General features: G+C 53.3%; 16 protein-coding genes. 9 read left to right on the plus strand and 7 right to left on the minus strand.

From position 1 onward, the window contains the following. Positions 1-578: 578 nt before the first annotated feature. Positions 579-2,171 (minus strand): ABC-F family ATPase, encoded by a 1,593-nt coding sequence (locus QZQ97_RS10255; protein WP_311993343.1) that lies wholly within the window; start codon positions 2,169-2,171, stop codon positions 579-581. A 264-nt stretch (positions 2,172-2,435) separates the two neighbouring features. Then, entirely contained in the window at positions 2,436-2,861 is a 426-nt protein-coding gene (gene mchS3 / locus QZQ97_RS10260; RefSeq protein ID WP_311993344.1) for an MchS3 family protein, read from the minus strand. Between the two features lie 1,304 nt (positions 2,862-4,165). Between mchS3 and QZQ97_RS10265 the strand changes: the two genes are divergently transcribed. Both QZQ97_RS10265 and QZQ97_RS10270 read left to right on the plus strand, forming a co-directional pair. Then, positions 4,166-5,473, plus strand: a complete 1,308-nt coding sequence (locus QZQ97_RS10265; RefSeq protein ID WP_311993345.1) for an MFS transporter — start codon at positions 4,166-4,168, stop codon at positions 5,471-5,473. 33 nt (positions 5,474-5,506) lie between these two features. Next, positions 5,507-5,938 (plus strand): hypothetical protein, encoded by a 432-nt coding sequence (locus QZQ97_RS10270; RefSeq protein WP_311993346.1) that lies wholly within the window; start codon positions 5,507-5,509, stop codon positions 5,936-5,938. Positions 5,939-6,023: 85 nt separating this feature from the next. Here the strand turns inward: QZQ97_RS10270 and QZQ97_RS10275 are convergent, their stop codons facing one another. Then, positions 6,024-6,524, minus strand: coding sequence for an AAA family ATPase (locus QZQ97_RS10275; protein WP_311993347.1), 501 nt, complete (start codon positions 6,522-6,524; stop codon positions 6,024-6,026). Between the two features lie 196 nt (positions 6,525-6,720). Next, a complete protein-coding gene (locus QZQ97_RS10280) occupies positions 6,721-7,068 on the minus strand; it encodes an antibiotic biosynthesis monooxygenase family protein (RefSeq protein WP_311993348.1) in 348 nt (115 codons plus the stop codon). A 74-nt stretch (positions 7,069-7,142) separates the two neighbouring features. On the opposite strand from QZQ97_RS10280, the gene QZQ97_RS10285 reads away from it, so the two are divergent. The 4 genes from QZQ97_RS10285 to QZQ97_RS10300 all read left to right on the plus strand — a co-directional run bounded on the left by QZQ97_RS10285 (position 7,143) and on the right by QZQ97_RS10300 (position 10,871). After that, on the plus strand, positions 7,143-7,826 hold the full coding sequence (locus tag QZQ97_RS10285; protein WP_311993349.1) for an ArsR/SmtB family transcription factor: 684 nt from the start codon (positions 7,143-7,145) through the stop codon (positions 7,824-7,826). Between the two features lie 63 nt (positions 7,827-7,889). Further along, positions 7,890-8,594, plus strand: coding sequence for a glutathione S-transferase N-terminal domain-containing protein (locus QZQ97_RS10290; protein ID WP_311993350.1), 705 nt, complete (start codon positions 7,890-7,892; stop codon positions 8,592-8,594). Positions 8,595-8,732: 138 nt separating this feature from the next. Beyond that, a complete protein-coding gene (gene phoA, locus QZQ97_RS10295; protein ID WP_311993351.1) occupies positions 8,733-10,160 on the plus strand; it encodes an alkaline phosphatase in 1,428 nt (475 codons plus the stop codon). Positions 10,161-10,310: 150 nt separating this feature from the next. After that, positions 10,311-10,871, plus strand: a complete 561-nt coding sequence (locus QZQ97_RS10300; RefSeq protein ID WP_311993352.1) for a GNAT family N-acetyltransferase — start codon at positions 10,311-10,313, stop codon at positions 10,869-10,871. Positions 10,872-10,877: 6 nt separating this feature from the next. Here the strand turns inward: QZQ97_RS10300 and QZQ97_RS10305 are convergent, their stop codons facing one another. Continuing rightward, a complete protein-coding gene (locus tag QZQ97_RS10305; RefSeq protein ID WP_311993353.1) occupies positions 10,878-11,501 on the minus strand; it encodes a TetR/AcrR family transcriptional regulator in 624 nt (207 codons plus the stop codon). A gap of 96 nt (positions 11,502-11,597) precedes the next feature. Here QZQ97_RS10305 and QZQ97_RS10310 point away from each other — a divergent pair, with 96 nt between their 5' ends. From QZQ97_RS10310 to QZQ97_RS10320, 3 genes are all read left to right on the plus strand, one after another. Beyond that, on the plus strand, positions 11,598-12,437 hold the full coding sequence (locus tag QZQ97_RS10310; protein ID WP_311993354.1) for an NmrA family NAD(P)-binding protein: 840 nt from the start codon (positions 11,598-11,600) through the stop codon (positions 12,435-12,437). 434 nt (positions 12,438-12,871) lie between these two features. Then, complete coding sequence (locus tag QZQ97_RS10315; protein ID WP_311993355.1) at positions 12,872-14,449, plus strand: malate:quinone oxidoreductase; 1,578 nt, start codon at positions 12,872-12,874, stop codon at positions 14,447-14,449. Positions 14,450-14,654: 205 nt separating this feature from the next. Then, the gene (locus QZQ97_RS10320) at positions 14,655-15,113 is read left to right on the plus strand and encodes a helix-turn-helix domain-containing protein (RefSeq protein ID WP_311993356.1); all 459 of its coding nucleotides are present in this window, start codon (positions 14,655-14,657) and stop codon (positions 15,111-15,113) included. A 61-nt stretch (positions 15,114-15,174) separates the two neighbouring features. On the opposite strand, the gene QZQ97_RS10325 is transcribed toward QZQ97_RS10320, so the two are convergent. Together QZQ97_RS10325 and QZQ97_RS10330 are read right to left on the minus strand one after the other, a co-directional pair. Next, positions 15,175-16,215: a fimbrial protein gene (locus QZQ97_RS10325; RefSeq protein ID WP_311993357.1), complete on the minus strand. Its 1,041-nt coding sequence runs from the start codon at positions 16,213-16,215 to the stop codon at positions 15,175-15,177. Beyond that, positions 16,212-18,770, minus strand: a complete 2,559-nt coding sequence (locus QZQ97_RS10330) for a fimbria/pilus outer membrane usher protein (protein WP_311993358.1) — start codon at positions 18,768-18,770, stop codon at positions 16,212-16,214. Before QZQ97_RS10330 ends, QZQ97_RS10325 begins: the two co-directional genes overlap by 4 nt. Between the last annotated feature and the right edge of the window lie 44 nt (positions 18,771-18,814).

The raw sequence follows: 18,814 nt of genomic DNA on the forward strand, positions 1-18,814 counted from the left end.
AAAAAACAATCAAGAAAAAGAAATAAAAATTCCCACCATGAATACTGTCACCAATATAATTCACAGCAGTGAATATCATAAATATGTATGTAGAGCAGCGCATCCATTTCCGAAAAAATATGCCATTAGTTCTAACAGACTGCATTAATTACCCCTAAAATACTGAAAAAACATCTCATCATGTGTGATAACGATTATTAATAACGTTTGCGCAAGTAAGTATCAAGATATTTTTCAGCCTTATTAAAAGCAAGGTAAACAGACTAAAGCCAGCAACTACTTAAATATATAATTCATTCGCGTAACCGATTTTTAGCGAATTTTATGGCAAGGTTAATTAATGGCATTAACGAATCAGGTAAATATGCGGGCAGCTTCAAATAATAAAACCAAGCTTCTATACTCACTTTACGATAAATAAAAGACATGCATTCCAGATTTTATACTTACGGGGAAAAATGCAGATAATGAACGATATTTGAGGGGTGTATGTCTGAATTTAAAAAAATTTTACTCTGTACTATAACGGAAACAAAAAAGGCGGGAAATGCTCCCGCCTTTTGACTGCCGAAGCAGAGTTACACGATGCCCTGGCTGCGCAGGTAGTCTTCGTAATTGCCGGTAAAGTCGATAACCTTGTGCGGCGTCATTTCCAGCACGCGTGTCGCCAGCGAGCTGACGAACTCACGGTCATGGGAGACGAAGATCAACGTACCTTCGTACATTTCCAACGCCATGTTCAGCGATTCGATGGATTCCATATCCAGGTGGTTGGTTGGTTCATCCATAACCAGAATGTTAGGACGCTGCATCATCAGCTTACCGAATAGCATGCGGCCCTTTTCACCACCGGACAACACCTTCACTTTTTTCTTGATGTCGTCCTGGCTGAACAGCAAACGGCCCAGTACGCTGCGCACCGCCTGCTCGTCGTCTTTTTCCTGTTTCCACTGGCTCATCCAGTCGAATACCGTCAGAGTGTCATCGAACTCGTATTCGTGATCCTGAGCGTAGTAGCCGATCTTGGCATTTTCGGACCACTTCACGCTGCCGCTATCCGGCAGGGTGTCGCCCACCAGCGTTTTCAGCAGGGTGGATTTACCGATACCGTTCGGGCCCAGCACCGCCACTTTCTCGCCTACTTCAACCATCAGGTTGAACTTGCTGAACAGCGGGCCGTTATCGAAGCCTTTGGTCAGCGCCTCTACTTCCAGCGCGTTACGGAACAGTTTCTTGTCCTGATCAAAACGGATGAACGGGTTCTGACGGCTTGAGGCCTTCACTTCTTCCAGCTGGATCTTGTCGATCTGGCGGGCGCGAGAGGTCGCCTGCTTGGATTTGGAGGCGTTGGCGCTGAAGCGGCTCACGAACGATTGCAGTTCGTTAATCTGTGCCTTCTTCTTGGCGTTGTCCGCAACCAGACGCTCACGCGCCTGAGTGGCCGCGGTCATGTATTCGTCGTAGTTACCCGGATAAACGCGCAGTTCGCCGTAGTCCAGATCCGCCATGTGAGTACAGACCATGTTCAGGAAGTGACGGTCATGCGAAATGATGACCATGGTGCTGTTACGATCGTTCAGCACCTGCTCCAGCCAGCGAATGGTATCGATGTCCAGGTTGTTCGTCGGTTCGTCGAGCAGCAGGATTTCCGGATCGGAGAACAGCGCCTGCGCCAGCAATACGCGCAGTTTGAAGCCCGGCGCGATCTCGCTCATCGGGCCGTAATGCTGTTCAACCGGGATGCCTACGCCAAGCAGCAATTCGCCGGCGCGCGCTTCGGCGGTGTAACCGTCCATCTCGCCGTAAGCCACTTCCAGATCGGCCACTTTATAACCGTCTTCTTCGCTCATTTCGGCCAGACCGTAAATGCGGTCACGCTCTTCCTTCACCGCCCACAGCTCGTGGTGGCCCATGATGACGGTGTCCAGCACGCTGTATTGCTCGAAAGCGAACTGATCCTGACGCAGTTTGCCCAGGCGTTCGTTCGGATCGAGGAACACGTTGCCGCCGCTCGGTACCAGATCGCCACCCAGGATTTTCATAAAGGTGGATTTGCCGCAGCCGTTGGCCCCGATCAAACCGTAGCGGTTACCGCCGCCAAACTTGACGGAGATGTTTTCAAACAACGGCTTACTGCCAAACTGCATAGTGATGTTGTTAGTGCTTAACACAGCGCTCGCTCTTCATATCATTGGGAATGTGATTTGGCGCGCATTATGCCATAACGAGGATAAGAGATCGCGGGAAGTTTCGGTGACAATTTGAGCAAAGGTGCGGCGGCAGAGGATCATGCGGTGAACCCTGCATGCCGGATCCCATGATTCGGCGCAATGCAATCCTGCCCGTTGACGGAGGGATACCGGAGAGAAGCTATTACCGATTGAAGATTGCCATGGGTGACTTCCCCACGAAATAGTGTAATTCAGCAAATTTACTCACATGCATCCATGATTTAAAATGCCAAAATATAAATGTTTAAATTTTTCTTTTCTTAAAATGTCTGCTTTCAATATCGAAACATCATCACTCCACTCTTTTTCAAAAATGGATTTGATGTCATTATTGTTTAGTTTACCTAGTTGCTTCAATCCACAAGCGGCATAAAGTTTACTTTCTGGCGTTGCCTTGGGATTATTGGCTATTCTCAAAAAAATATTCGTTGCACTCTTGCTTTTAAGAATATCTATTACAGCAACTTCTCCTTCACTAATCCTGCCAACAAAGCCGTTCATTCCTAAGGAAAAGTAACGGGTCTGCGATAGATTATTTTCTATAGCCTCATAATCCTTTTCATTTGCGTAGCCATGGAGAGAACATAACGAAGTAAGAGAAAAAGTAGCAACTATAAAAATCCCTTTCATAAACCCACCTACATTAAAAAATCATTTACCTTATGCCAACCTAACCACATAAATAAAATCATTGCAAATAGAAAACTTATAACCGTATTAATAATATGCTTTATTGCAATCGATAAGATTCAAAACAACTCATTATTTTATATGATTTTTTTCAATTATCACCCAGCAACACAAATGACAATTACCGTTTAAAAACATCTAAATCATAGAGTTAAAAAAACACTCCTTGCCTATATAATAAGTTGTAATTATTGGTCACATATAAAATAAACCACCGGAAACCATTTAGATAAATTATAGCAGCGCACTTAAATTTACAAAAAACAAATTAATCACAGCCTCTGATAATTTAACAGAGAGTGCTTATACCTCAGAAAATGGGATTATAAGCTTGATGTGTAATGATTTCCTTTACATGAAAAAATATGCACAATCGACGAATTTTTTCAACCCGCGATTTTCTGCAGTGTTCAACGTTAATTTCAGTAGCCCTGTGCCATAACCTTTCATTCCTTTCTTGCAACCAGAAATCTCCACGTTGTTCGGCGTATCTCCACTCGCGAATCTGATGAGCCTATCGCTACGGAGATCGCGGAATGCCATTGAAAACTGATCTGTGCTGTTGTTATAGAAGAGAGCCATTTCGAATGGGGTAGCTTTGTTCCGTTCACTCTGGTGATTGGGGTTTGCATGCTCATGCATGGGTACAAACACAATTGTATTCACCACAACAATTATCACCATAAATTAAATTCACACAAAACATTAATAACGCACGAGCGCACCTCAAAAAATAATCAGATTTATCATCTGAGTCATAGAGAGAAAACCAATATTTACGTTAAACATCCCAACAAAAAATAACGTTAATCTGCAGGAGACAAGCCCTTATTCCCTTGAATTAAATAAACACATTACCTTTAATCTCTCCTCTTGGCCGAATCGCAATTTTATGCTGGGGCACAACCACACCACCGCATATTTATCTATACGATTAAAATTGTGATTCACCTCTTAAAACCCACAGGGAATCGGATTCTTTGTGTGTGGCAGGTCACTAAATCATCACCACCGCATACTTGCCGCAGCATCAAAACACCAAGTAACATATTGATAATGATTAATTTAAAATCCATTCACTTCGTTTTCACACCACGAATAACCTGTATTGCATATAGTTGTACATACAAGTATATGTAAACAAGAGGTTGCAATAGTGTGATCGCAACAAACAGCATCCCTCAGGTATCACTGGTGAAACATTAACAATAAAAACATGCCACCCATCGCGAGAGATAGAAATAATGACAAACACTGTTGAAAACGAGTTATCCGAGAATCGGACGATCGAAAAGAAAACGATAAATTATAAGGTCATTTTTGGTGCCAGCCTCGGCAACGGACTGGAGATCTTCGATTTTACCGTTTACAGCTTCTTTGCCGCCATTATCGGTAAACTGTATTTCCCCAGCGATACGGCCTATGGCTCTTTATTAATGTCGGTGGCCGTTTTTGGCGTCGGCTTTATTATGCGGCCGCTGGGCAGCATGGTGTTGGGCGCCTACGCCGATCGCGTCGGGCGTAAGGCCGCCATGTTAATGACTATCGTTCTGATGGGCGTCGGCACAGCGCTAATCGCCTTTGCCCCCACTCATGCGCAAATTGGCATCTTCGCACCGATGCTGATCGTGACCGGGCGGTTAATTCAGGGTTTTGCCGCCGGTGGCGAAGTCGGTTCGGCAACCACCTTGCTGCTGGAATCCGCAGGCGCCAATCAGCGAGGATTCTTTGTCAGCTGGCAGGCGATAAGCCAGGGCATCAGCGCATTGTTGGGCGCCTCTTTCGGTCTGGCGCTCACCTATTTTCTGCCGGAAGAAGCTCTCTATTCCTGGGGCTGGCGCGTGCCTTTCATCATCGGCTTGCTGATTATTCCCGTCGGCGTGTATATCCGTAAACACCTGGAAGAAACCTATAGCGGCGAGGTTGCGGATCAAGAACGCCCACCGGTTAACCCGGTCTGGGATGTGCTGCGCAATCACTTTAACGACCTGCTGCTGGGGATGCTGATCATTATGTCCGGCACCGTGATGGTTTATATTGTGTTGCTGTATATGCCGACCTATATGATGCAGACCTATCACATTGCCGCGCCAACCGCCTATCTGTTCAGCTGCATTGCTTCCGTGGTGCAGATAGTCGCCGTGTATTACGCCGGCCGCTACGTCGATCGGGTGCAGAACTACAAAAAGCCGCTGATCCTCTCCATCTTTGCCTCGTTGGTGCTGATTTACCCCACCTTTTGGTTCCTCGGTTCCGCCGATTCCCTATGGCTGGCGATTGTCATCCGCATTCTGCTGATCGGCGCTCTGGGCATCAACATGTTGGCCAGCACCATGCTGATCGTTTCCGCCCTGCCGCGCCACGTACGCGCTACCGGTACCTCGATGATTTACGCCTTCGGCGTAACGCTGTTTGGCGGTTCCGCGCAGCTTATCGTCACCTGGCTGCTGGACGTGAGCGGCAACCCGATGGCGCCGGCCTGGTATGTCACCGGCATGCTGACTATCAGCCTGATTGCCACTACAGTGTTCAAGGAGCGGCACAAAAACTGACGCAATGGTTCTATCCCAGGAGCGAAGAGAAGTATGGATACCCCTTATAATTTGGCATTACTGACGGGCGCAGGACTGAGCGCCATTGCGGCCCTGGTGCATGTTTGGGTGATCAAGGCGGGGCCGCGCGGATATCGCCTGTGTGGCGCCGGCGATCGCTTTATCCACGCCGCCGAAGCCGGCAAGAAATTTCCGGCCATCGCGACCGCAGGTATCGCTCTGGTGTTGTTTATCTGGGCGTTGTACGCTTTGGCCGGCGCCGGCATCATTGCGCCGCTGCCATTGCTGCGCCCCGCGCTGTGCTTCATCACGTTTATCTATTTGTTGCGTGGTATCGCAGGCCCCCTGGTGCTGCGCAATACCGGCCGCAGCCACAGATTCATCGTCATAAGCTCATTGATATGTCTCTGCATAGGCCTGGTTCATCTGCTGGGGCTTATACAGTGTTGGAACGCGCTGGCATAGCTTTCCGGATAACACCCGCTCTGCACCGCAGAGCGAGGTCGCTGTCTATACCGCGCTTGAAACCACATCGCTCAAACGGGCTGACTCAGGCATGATCACCGTATCTGACCACAGTCAACCGCTCTTCCTCTGAAGGGGAAACAAAGTACTGTGTAAGCAGATCGAAGGTTTCTTCGCTTAGCACGAAAGGATGATCGCCCTGCTCATTTCTCAGTTTTATCCGCCTCTTGCATTGCATATCGCTGACGTCCAGAAAATGCAGACAATGGCTAACACCGGCGGCTTCCGCCAATTGTCTGGCCCAAAGACGACGATCCGGCGTATTCATCGGAAAATCGAGCACCACCGACAGACCATTACGCAGCAGTTGTACAATATGTTCGCTCAATACCTGCCGCAGCCGGGCCGAATAGCGGACATAATCCTGCAATCCTGCCATCTGTTGTTCATACAGCGTCGCCAGCCAGCTGTCCTCAACGATCAACAGCGTTTGCGGGCACTGCGACAAGCGGTTTGCCAACGTCGACTTGCCTGAACCGGCTTTGCCGCACATCAGATGTAAAACAGCGTGGGGGTGATTTTCCATGACGTCCTCCTGGGTGATGGCCAGCAGGAGGAGAGATTGCCCCGCCTTGCCGGCGGGTTTTGGCTTGAAAGAGACGCGCTATCCCACCACTCTCAGAATGGTGATAATAATCTGCGCGAATACAAGTCGGTTTTTGTTCATCCACTATCAATAGAATAAAGCCGGGAGTGCTGTCAACAGCGAAACCAGCCTTGCATTAACCTGCGTGATAGCCGCAGCTGTCCTGCGGCGTTTGATCCCGCTGATCCAAACCATAGTCACGCACCACCTCAGCCACCCGCAGGCGGTACTGCGCCAGCACATCATGGCGGCCACGCGCCTGCGCAGCCCGGTGCTGCTCGATATTGCGCCACTGCTTTACCGCCTCTTCATCCCGCCAAAAGGACAGCGACAGCAACCGCTGCGGATCGGCCAGGCTTTGAAAGCGCTCGATGGAGATAAATCCGTCGATCTCCGCCAGCAGCGGCTTTAGCTCTGCCGCCAGTTTAAGGTAGGTTTCACGCTGCCCGTCGGCGGCCTGCAATTCAAAAATAACGGCAATCATAGAGAGTTCCTGTCAGGAAGATTAACCCTATCCTAAGGCTAGACCTACAGCCATACTTCGCCTAATCTCGAACTATGAATGACATCGATATCGAAGATCGCCTGGCGGCACTGACTGCCGCTATCGCCGACCGTACCCGTGCGCGCATGTTGTGCCTGCTGATGGACGGGCGCGCCTATACCGCCACCGAGCTCAGCGCCGCTGTGGACGTCGCCGCCTCTACCGCCAGCGGGCATTTGGCGCGCTTGCAGGAACAGAGGTTGATCGCCTGCGTCAAACAGGGGCGCTATCGCTATTTCCGCCTGGCGGGGCAGCCGGTGGCCGATGTGCTGGAAACGCTGATGGCGCTGGCCGGCGTCGAACGGCCGGCAGTGAAAAGCACGACCCCCACCTCGCTGCAATTCGCCCGCACCTGCTACGATCATATGGCCGGTGAAGTGGCGGTAAAACTGCATGACCGTCTGCATCAGTTGGCCTGGCTGGTGGGCGAGGAAAACTACCTGCTGAGCGACGCGGGGCGTACCGCCCTGACAGGGTTGGGCATCGACTGCACGCCTGCGCCTTCGCGCCGGCGCTTCGCCTGCGGCTGCCTGGACTGGAGCGAACGCAAGGCTCACCTTGGCGGCGCACTTGGCGCTGCGGTACTTAACGCCTTTATCGAGCGCGGTTGGATAAGGCGCCGGCTCGATAGCCGCGAGCTGCAACTCACCGCCGCAGGCAAGAATGCTCTGAAAGCACATTTTGACCTCAGGGTTTAACCCCACAATGCGTTAGTTTTGGTGCAATACTTAATCGTCAAACCGTCAACCCGAGGACTCTTCATGCTCGATCAAACCCAATTCCCAATCACCAAACTGTGGCCGGCGCAGCATCCGGAACGGCTGCAGCTTTACTCGCTGCCAACGCCTAACGGCGTGAAAGTCTCCATTATGCTGGAGGAAATCGGCCTGCCGTATGAAGCGCATCTGATCGATATCGGCAAAAATGAAACCTGGACGCCGGAATTTCTGTCGCTGAACCCGAACGGTAAAATCCCATCGATTATCGATCCCGATGGCCCAGGCGGTAAACCGCTGCCGCTGTTCGAATCCGGTGCCATCCTGCTGTATCTGGCGGAGAAAAGCGGTCAATTCCTGCCACAGGATCCTGCGCAGCGTTACGAAACCATCCAATGGGTGTTTTTCCAGATGGCGGCGGTCGGCCCGATGTTCGGCCAGCTCGGCTTCTTCCACCGGTTCGCCGGGCGTGAATACGAAGATAAACGCCCGCTGGAGCGTTATAAAAATGAATCCAAACGCCTGCTCGGCGTGCTGGAAAGCCGCCTCGAAGGCCGCAACTGGATCATGGGCGATTACACCATCGCCGATATTTCGCTATTGGGCTGGGTGCGTAACCTGATCGGCTTCTACGAGGCGCGTGAACTGGTGGAATTCGACAGTTTCCCACGGGTAGGGAAATGGCTGGAACGCGGTTTGGCGCGCCCGGCAGTACAACGCGGCTTGAATATTCCAGCCCGCAACGAATAATTTATTACCTGGGATAGCCGCTGGCTATCCCATTTTAGCTCCCCGTATCGTCATAAAAGTGTCACACCTCTGCACTACTCTCCCTGCGTAACAAACTGATGCTATTTATGTTTTATTATTACGACAAGGAGCTTTTCCATGCTGCAGCCCGTTTCTTTGATCGCCGGCGCCGTGTTATCCGCCCTGCTTTGTTCCACCGCCTTCGCCGATGAAACACCGGCCAGTACCGCGGGTCTTTCCGAGCGCGCGGCGCGCGGCAACATCGTCGAGCCGGGCGGCGCACGCCGCCTGAGCGGCGATCAAACCGCCGCACTGAAAGCCTCGCTGTCTGACAAAACGGTCAAAAACGTGATTTTACTGATCGGCGACGGCATGGGCGATTCTGAAATCACTTCGGCGCGCAACTATGCAGAAGGTGCGGGCGGCTATTTTAAAGGCATTGATGCCTTGCCGCTGACCGGTCAATACACTCATTACTCGCTGGATAAGAAGACCCAAAAACCGGATTACGTGACGGATTCCGCCGCCTCGGCGACCGCATGGTCCACCGGCGTAAAAACCTATAACGGCGCGCTGGGGGTCGACGTCAACGGCAAGGACCAGCCGACGTTGCTGGAAATCGCCAAGGCGGCGGGTAAAGCCACCGGCAACGTCTCCACCGCCGAGCTGCAGGACGCCACGCCGGCCGCGCAGGTTTCGCATGTCACCTCTCGCAAATGCTACGGCCCGGAAGAAACCAGCGAAAAATGCGCCACCAACGCGCTGGAGAATGGCGGCCGCGGCTCGATCACCGAGCAATTGCTCAAAACCCGCGCCGACGTCTCGCTGGGCGGTGGAGCGAAATCCTTTAATCAGCTGGCGAAAAGCGGCGAATGGCAGGGAAAATCATTGAAAGACCAGGCAACCGCGCTCGGTTATCAATGGGTGGAAAACCTCGATGGCCTGAATGCCATCAGCGTGGCCAATCAGCAAAAACCGCTGCTGGGGCTATTTGCCGCCGGCAATATGCCAGTGCGCTGGCAGGGTCCGAAAGCCTCGCATCACGGTAATATCGACCAACCGGCGGTCACCTGCGAGAACAACCCGGCACGAACTGCCAATATCCCAACGCTGGCGGCAATGACCGAAAAAGCGATAGATCTGCTGAAAAACCAGCAGAACGGTTTCTTCCTGCAGGTGGAAGGCGCATCGATCGACAAGCAGGACCATGAAGCCAACCCTTGCGGCCAGTTCGGCGAAACGGTCGATCTGGATGAAGCGGTACAGAAAGCGCTGGCCTTTGCCCGCGCCGACGGCAACACCCTGGTGATCGTCACTGCCGACCATGCGCACTCCAGCCAGATCATTGCCGTCGATGCCAAAGCCCCGGGCCTGACGCAAACGCTGACCACCAAAGATGGCGCGCCAATGACCATCAGCTATGGCAATTCGGAAGAAGGCTCTCAGGGCCACACAGGTACCCAGTTGCGCGTTGCCGCCTACGGCCCGCATGCCGCTAACGTCGTGGGCCTGACCGATCAGACCGACCTGTTCTACACCATGCGTGACGCTATGGCGATTAAGTAAGTTGGCTGCCTGGTAGCTTGCTCTATCCCTTCTCCTCCGGAATATCAGGGGGAGAAGCGGCTTTAACAGGTTAAAAATGAGCGATTAACGGCTATATTCACCCTTACGTCTTCACTTCGCGCCCAAGCGCCCAGATGAAAGGATGACCCCTTGCAGTCGATTAGCCTGCCATTGACCACCGCACGCCTGCGGCTACGCCGCTTTACCCCTGCCGATATCAACGCCTACGCGGCTTACCACCGCCTGCCGGAGGTTTATCGCTATTTGTACGCCCCCACGCCGAGCGATGCGCAGTTGGAAGAACAGCTTGCCCAGGCGGTGGCTTCACGCTTCAGTGAGGATGGCGATATTTTTTATTGTGCGGTCACCTTGCAAGACAGCGGGGAATTGATCGGCGAAGTGCTGCTGAAATTGGCCAACCGCGCGGCATTACAAGGGGAGATCGGTTATATCTTCAACCCGGTCTACGCCGGTAAAGGCTATGCCGCGGAGGCGGTGCGTGCGGTGCTCGATCGCGGGTTCAGCGAGGTGGGTTGCCACCGCATCTTTGCCCGACTCGATGCCGCCAATCAGGGCTCGATCGGCGTGGTCGAGCGGCTGGGCCTGCGTAAAGAAGCGCACCTGCGGCAAAACGACCGTTTCAACGGCGAATGGGGCGACGAATTTATTTACGCCTTGTTGAACGAAGAGTGGCAGAACAGGCTGCCATAGTGCGTTCTAGGCATCTGCCAGCACCTTCGCCGCCATTTGCTTATAGCTCTCCACCAGTTCGCGGCCCTCATCGGGGCCGGTACTGACCGCCAGGCGCATCGTCGCCTCCCCCAGATGCATCAGCAGAAAAGCGGCGTTTTCAACCGCAACAGGGTCCGCCTGTGGCCGCAAACGCCGTATCGCCGCCGCCAGCAACGCACCGTTCAACCGGCTTTCCGCCACCTCTTCTTCACGCAGCGTTTTGTTCGCTTGCGTCGCCGCCCAGATATCCCGCATGACGGGCTCGGCCATAAACAGGGCATAATATTCGTCAATCAGGCAGCCAAAAGCCTCGATCAGCCGAGGAAAATCTTGTACCTGAGTTAAACATTGCTCAATGCATTCGCGCGCTTCCTGGTTATAACGCTGTGCCAGCACGCGCACGATAGCGGTCTTATCCGGAAAATACTGGTACAGCGCCCCAATGGAAATACCGGCATTTTGCGCCACTTCGCTCATGCGCATCGCATCGCTGCCCTGCTGGGCTATCAGCGCGGTGGCGCAATCCAGGATCAGCTCCACCTTCTCGCGGCTCCGCGTCTGGCTGGGTTTACGCCGCAACGCGGGCGGATTTTTTTGCTTGTCATTCATCAGCATCGTCCTTTGAACCAAAAACTGCCTTGACAATAATACGAGGGTTTATCATATTTACAAAACATGAGTGATACTCACATTTGGAGAGAAGCGATGGATAACAGCGATAAGACCTCACCGATACTGGTTTTAGGTGCTACCGGTAAAACCGGCAGCCGTGTAGCGGCGCGTTTGCAACAGCAAGGCGTGGCCGTACGCGCCGGCCATCGTGGTGCCGCCATTCCTTTTGACTGGGAGGACAGCGGCAGTTGGCAACCGGCCTTACAGGATGTGAAAAAGTTGTACCTCAGCTTCCAGCCCGATCTGGCGGTGCCGGGTGCCATCGACACCATTGAACGTTTTTGCCGACAGGCGGTAGCGGTCGGTGTGCAAAAGATCGTGTTGCTCAGCGGACGCGGAGAAGACGAAGCTCGCCAGGCTGAGGAAATAATAGAGCGTAGCGGCGCGGACTGGACAATATTGCGCGCCAGCTGGTTTATGCAAAATTTCAGCGAAAGCTTTATTCTCGATGACCTGCTGAACGGCACGGTTTATTTGCCGCCGGGCGAAATTCCTGAACCCTTTATTGATGCCGACGATATCGCCGACGCCGCGGTCGCCGCTCTCACTCAGCCCGGCCACAGCAATAGGGTATATGAGCTAACCGGCCCGCGACTGATGACGTTTGGACAAGCCATTAGCGAGATTGCCGCCGCCAGCGGACGTGAGATTCTCTATCGGCAGGTGCCGATAGCCGATTATGTCGGTTATCTGCGCGAAGCGCAGTTGCCGGAAGAGATGGTCAGCTTGCTGGAGTATTTATTCAGTACGGTGCTGGACGGGCGCAATGCGTCACTGACCGACGGTATCCAGCGCTGCCTTGGGCGCCCAGCGCGTGATTTCAGCACCTATGCCGCCGACACCGCAACTCGCGGTATTTGGCAACAGCGCTAATCGGATTCTGGCCGCCTCACGGCGGCCATTTTCTTTTTGTTACCGGCCACGCTTTGCAATTCATCGTTAAATATTGTTTGATAAGCCAATATCGTTTAAATCGGCGGCAATTAAACCCTGCTAAATTAGCGGTTATATTTAGCCCGCAAAAATAAATGAATTATTCCTGCCAATATTCCTCTTTTTTTAGTTACAAAAGTAGTTTTTAACATTCTTGCAAACAATAATATCCCCTCAGTAACCTGAGTTGAACAATCCGCCTCCAGATGGCCTGTAATAATCCACTTTTCGTTAAAGAAAACTATTAACAAAAAGACATTATCACTGCAATTCGGCTCATGCCGGGCGGTCTGTTTTGACTTATTTCCAGGGTAACTCCCGATAAATTCTTTCACCTGCAATGAGTAGAATTTACACATAAGAGATTTGATTTAATGAGAAAATTACTCGTCCTGATCTTCTGTCTGAATCTGTTCGGCGTCACGCAACAGGCTGCAGCAGAAGAGAATAAGACCGTCGATGTGGTACTGATTGGCGGCGGTATCATGAGCGCCACCCTGGGGACTTACCTGCATGAGCTGGAGCCGAACTGGTCCATCGACATGTATGAGCGCATGAACGGCGTAGCGGAAGAAAGTTCCAACGGCTGGAATAACGCCGGTACCGGCCACTCCGCTTTCGCCGAAATGAACTACACACCAGAGAAGGAAGACGGCACCGTTGACATCAGCAAAGCTGTGGTGGTTAACGAGTCTTTTGAAATTTCTCGTCAGTTCTGGTCTTATCAGGTGAAAAATAACGTCCTGAAAGATCCAAAATCCTTTATTAACAGCGTACCGCACATGAGCTTTGTTTGGGGTGACGATAACGTCAACTTCCTGCGCAAACGCTATGCGGCGCTGCAGCACAGCACCCTGTTCCGCGGGATGGAATACTCCGAAGATCCCAACCAGATTAAACAGTGGGCGCCGCTGGTGATGAACGGCCGCGATCCGGCGCAGAAAATTGCCGCGACCCGCATGCCGCTGGGTACCGACGTCAACTTTGGCGTGATCACCCACCAGTTGGTTGGCGCACTGAGCAAAAGCGATAAGTTCAAGCTGAGCCTGGGCCACGAAGTGCGCGACATCAAGCGCAACGCCGACAACACCTGGAGCGTGACGGTTGCCGATCTTAACCGTGACGGCAAAGAAACCACCGTTAACGCCAAGTTCGTGTTTATCGGGGCAGGCGGCGCCTCTCTGACGCTGTTGCAGAAGTCCGGCATTCCTGAAGCCGACGGCTACGGCGGTTTCCCGGTCGGCGGCCAGTTCCTGGTGACCACCAATCCTGAAGTGGCGAATCAGCATCTGGCCAAGGTTTACGGTCTGGCCAGCGTAGGTTCGCCACCCATGTCGGTTCCGCATCTGGACACCCGCATGCTGGATGGCAAGCGCGTCGTACTGTTCGGGCCGTTCGCCACCTTCTCCAGCAAGTTCCTGAAAAACGGTTCGCTGTTCGATCTGCTGCACTCGCTGAGCACCTCGAACCTGATGCCGATGACCCACGTCGGGCTGGATAACTTCGACCTGGTGAAATACCTGGTTGGTCAGTTGATGATGAACGACGATGACCGTTTCGCTGCGCTGAAAGAGTACTTCCCTGAAGCCAAACAGGCTGACTGGAAGCTGTGGACCGCCGGACAACGCGTGCAGATCATCAAGAAAGATGATGAGAAAGGCGGCGTATTGCAATTCGGCACCGAAGTGGTCAGCTCCGAAGACGGCAGCATCGCCGCCCTGCTCGGCGCATCGCCGGGCGCCTCTACCGCTGCGCCAATCATGCTGCACCTGATGGAAAAAGTGTTTAAAGATAAAGTGGCGACGCCGGAATGGCAGAGCAAGCTGAAAGAGATCATTCCATCCTACGGTCACAAGCTGAACGGCGATATTGAAATGACCAACAAGATCCGCGGCTACACCAGCAGCGTCTTGCAGTTGGACTATATCGAAGTGAAGCCGGAAACTCACTGATCCGACGTTTGTTCCCCCTTTCATCAAGGCCGCCTCGTGCGGCCTTTTTTGTTTCTCTGCGGCTGGAAAAGCACTTTTAGCCACCTTTAGTCCCCCAGTTAACACTTGCGTAACCCGGTTCAGCGGCCTATTATCAAAGAACTAACTTGGATAATTACTCTTACCTACTGTGACCTGAATGCCGTACCGCGGGAGAACTTAAACAATGGATCGCGTCAATATCATTCACGATTTGCTGAACTGGATTGAAACTCACCTGGATCAACCGCTGCTGTTGGACAACGTGGCGGCGAAGTCAGGCTACTCCAAATGGCACCTGCAAAGGATGTTCCGCAGCACCACCGGCCATGCGCTGGGCAGCTATATCCGCGAACGCCGCCTGTCACAGGCCGCGCAGGCGCTGCGTTCGACCCCACGTCCTATTCTCGACATCGCCCTGCAGTTCCATTTTGATTCCCAACCGTCATTTTCACGCGCGTTTAAAAAACAGTTCGGCAAAACGCCGGCGGTGTATCGCCGCACTACGCGCTGGGACGTGGTGGAAATGCGTCCGCAACCCATCGCACCGCTGAACGGGCACCGGCACGAGTCGCCGGGCGTACATTTGTGGTATGCGGGGAAATGTGTGGATGACGCCTGCACTCATTGGATGGGTCTGCGCTGAGGCGGCTAAAAAGCAAAAAGCCAATGGGCAACCCCATTGGCTTTTTTAATGCCCGCAATACTCAGTTGTATTCGATGGTAAAGGTTGCGGTCGACTTGATATTACCGCCTTTGATCGTGGTACCGGTACGGTAGTAACGGGCTTTCAGCGGCAGGGTCAGGGTGTTGGCCTGGTTTGGCACCGTACGGCCGGCATTGACCGCATCGCCATTCTTGATAGGTTGCGTCGTGGTGCCCGTCAACAGCTGCACGGCAACGCCGGAAGCCGTATTGGCTCCAGGTTGCGATTTAATTACGCCAGGCGCATTGGAGGTATCCTGATCGTAATTGAAACGCACATTCACAATCCCCTGCCCGGCACTGCCCGGCAACAGATCTTCACCGACGCCGCCAACACAGTTAATGTTGATATCAAACGCTTTTTCACCCTGAGTTGAGCCAACGCCGCCAAAAGAGGCAGCAGTGACGCTGTCCAGATTAACCACCTTGTCCTTTGAGCCACTGTCGACGTTACAGGTTGAGGTGACAATCGTCAGGCTGTTGGCGTCGACAATCGACTGCAGCAATGGCAACCCAGGACCGCTACCGTCCATATAATAGTTGGTATATAGCCCGGTAGTCAGTTGGCCGGTGCCTGTCTGAGCCGCCGTTTTCACGACATCGATCTTGAAGTAACCGCCGTTCAGGTTAACGGTCGTGTTCCCACCCAGCCGTAAGGTATGCGGGTAAAAGGTGCTGATCGATCCTGCTTCACGATACAAACGGATGCCAATCCCCGGAATATTGGTGCTCCAGACGTTGGTAAGAGTAGATCGGCTCCCCTGCAATATCTGACCGATGGCGCTACCGCCACTGCTATTGCAACGGCCAATACCGTTCACGGCATTAATCGGGAACTGACCGGTGACCAAGGTATCGCCGACCTGGCTGCCAGGCGTGACCAGCACGCGCCCGAGCTTCATATTGATCACCTGAGCCTTGTAACCGCTGGTGACCGTACAGCTGGCGTAAGCGCTCTGGCCGGCGGCCATCAACAATCCGAACAGCGCCAGCCGTTGGAACGCCGTTTTGTTCGGCGAAAGAACACGCGTTAATGTCATCATTTGCAACTCGCTTCAATAATTTCGTAGTCAGTATTGCCCTGCGCTTTCGCGCTGTAGCTGACAGAACACTGCTGCGTAGGCTGCGTGCCCCATTTCACCTGCAACAACCCTTTCTTCGCTTCCGTACGCAAGTAGATGCGGCTGCCCTGGCCAACGATGCCCACCACCTGATTGCGGGTGTCCAGCACTTCCGAGCCAAATGGCAACGCGTTGCCGTCCGGGCCGAGGGCATGGATGATCAACGCCTGGCCTTTGGTGGTCTTGAACTCCAGCCGCGCGATGGCTCCGGCGTAAGGCGCAATCTGCTGACTGCTGCTTTCCAGTTCCACATCGCGCGACATGCCGCTTGGATCGAGCGTTACGCTGGTCATGCGGTATGGCGCCACATAAGGGACTACCGCATAGCCGTTGTCATCGATACGCACGCCCGGCGAGTTGGTCACGATAGCCCCGGCGGCGTCCGGCGCCTCTACCAGCACCATGGTCTGGCCGCGCTGCGGCGTCATGGTCACCCCGCCGCTGTGGGCCACTACGCTGCCCGATGCGCCGATCGACGACTGGCGATAATCTTTGCCGTAACTGTAAGAGCCGTTCAGCGTCGAGAACCGGCTGCGGTATTCGCCGCTTACGCTGCTGTTGGTGCCGCCGGATTGATCGTTGGCCAGCGTCGCGCTGTAGCTGACGTTGTTATCTTCACCGGTCGAACCGTTGATACCCACGCGGCTGCTGTCGTAGCCGTTATCGGTATAGCCCAGTGAACTGTTCAGGCTCAGGGTCTGCGAACCGACGCTGAACGGGATCGACAGTGTCAGGTAATAACGGGTTTCATCGCGGTTATACATGTCCGAGGTACGCATGGCGGACAGGCCATAGGTGACGCGGCCATAATAGTTGTTATAACCCACCTGATATTGCTTGGTGCTGCCGCCCCGGTTCCAGTAATCGCGAACCGAACCGGTGATATACAAAGAGCCATAGTTATCGCCCAGCCCCTGATTCAGGGTCAGCTGGTATTCGCTGCGCTGGCGGTTAACGGCGTCGGCGCTCAGGTTCTTGCGCTCGTTGTCACGCGAGTAAACGGCGTCGCGCAACGAAAGGTAACCGGAGGTGGAATAGCGATAAGCGGCGATGGTGAAGTTGGTATTGGTTTCAGTCATCAACTTGCTGTAGCTGAGCTTATAGCTCTGCCCGGATTGGTCGCCCTGCTTCAGGCGGGTATTGGCCTGAGTGACATCCAGAGCAAAGGCGCCGATCGGCGTCGCCACCGCGCTCCCCAACAGTACGGCGCTATAACCGTCACTGGCGATAGCGCCGGTGTAGCCGGTGATGATATTGGTGAACCCGCGCTGATAAGTCGCCTGGAACATGTCGGGTTCCTTGCTCAAATTATCATCGCGCACTCGGCCGGCGGTCAGAGCATAACGCTGGATCCCCGGACGCAACATCTGCGCTACCGAAGCGTAAGGCACGCTGAACTGGCGCTTGCTGCCGTCGGCCTCGTTGACGGTAACATTCAAGTCGCCGCCGTAACCGGTTGGGTAAAGATCGTTAATCACGAATTCACCCGGGGCAACGGTAGTCTGGTAGATCAACTGGTTATTCTGACGGATCTCCACCAACGCGTTACTCTGCGCCACGCCACGCACCACAGGCGCATAGCCGTTCAGAGAGTCAGGCAGCATGCGGTCATCCGTCGCGACCTGCACGCCGCGAAAACCGATAGAATCAAAGAAGTCGCCGCTGGTATAGGTATCACCCAACGTCAGCATGCCACGCACGGCCGGGATGGCGCGTTGTGCATAAGTGGCGGTGTTTTGCCAATGGGTGCTTTCGTTGGAGCGCCAGTTGACGTTAGAGTCGTGGCGCAACTGCCAACCGGCCACGTTTAACCCGGCGTTAAGGGTCAGGTAGGCATTGGTTGAATCCGCGTTGCTGCCGTTGGCAGAACTGTGGGTATTAAAGGCATTAAAATTATACGAAAGGCTGCCGGCGGTAATACCGCGATCCCAGAATTTCGGGTCAACGTAACCGCGTGCACTGCGGCGCAGCGACGCCTGCGGGATACTGATATCCATACGCAGCGAACTGGTATCAAGGCGGTAATAGGCTTCCGGCACCCACTGCGGCAGGCTTTTACAGGTATCGGTATTGACCGACGGATCGCTGCTCAACGCCGCAGTATCCACACCGAATTCATCCAGCGACAGCAGAGAAAAGCAGGTATCGGCACTGTTTTTACCCGGCACGTTTTTGAAATCGATACTTTTCTTGCCTTTCCACTCGCCGTTAACATAAACGTCGAGCGAGTATTTGCCTGCCAGAATAGGGTTACCGTCGCGGAAACGCGAAAGATCGACGCCTTGTGCCTCGCCAATCAGGAAGCTACTGTTGAAGGACGCTTCAACCGGTGCAGTCGGCTTTTTGCTGTCGGCAGCGATTTCTGCCCGGGCAAAGCCGGGGGCAGCCAGGAAAAGCGCGCCACCGGTCAACAACAGAATCGATTTATAGTTAAATAGCGCCAGTTTAATGGCCGCAGAAATAGGCAACTCTTTCATATAAAAGCATTCCTTTACCAAATTAAGCTCACCCCGCCGACAGC

Origin of the sequence: Serratia sp. root2, from assembly GCF_031931805.1 — a bacterium.
GTDB classification, from domain to species: domain Bacteria; phylum Pseudomonadota; class Gammaproteobacteria; order Enterobacterales; family Enterobacteriaceae; genus Serratia; species Serratia inhibens.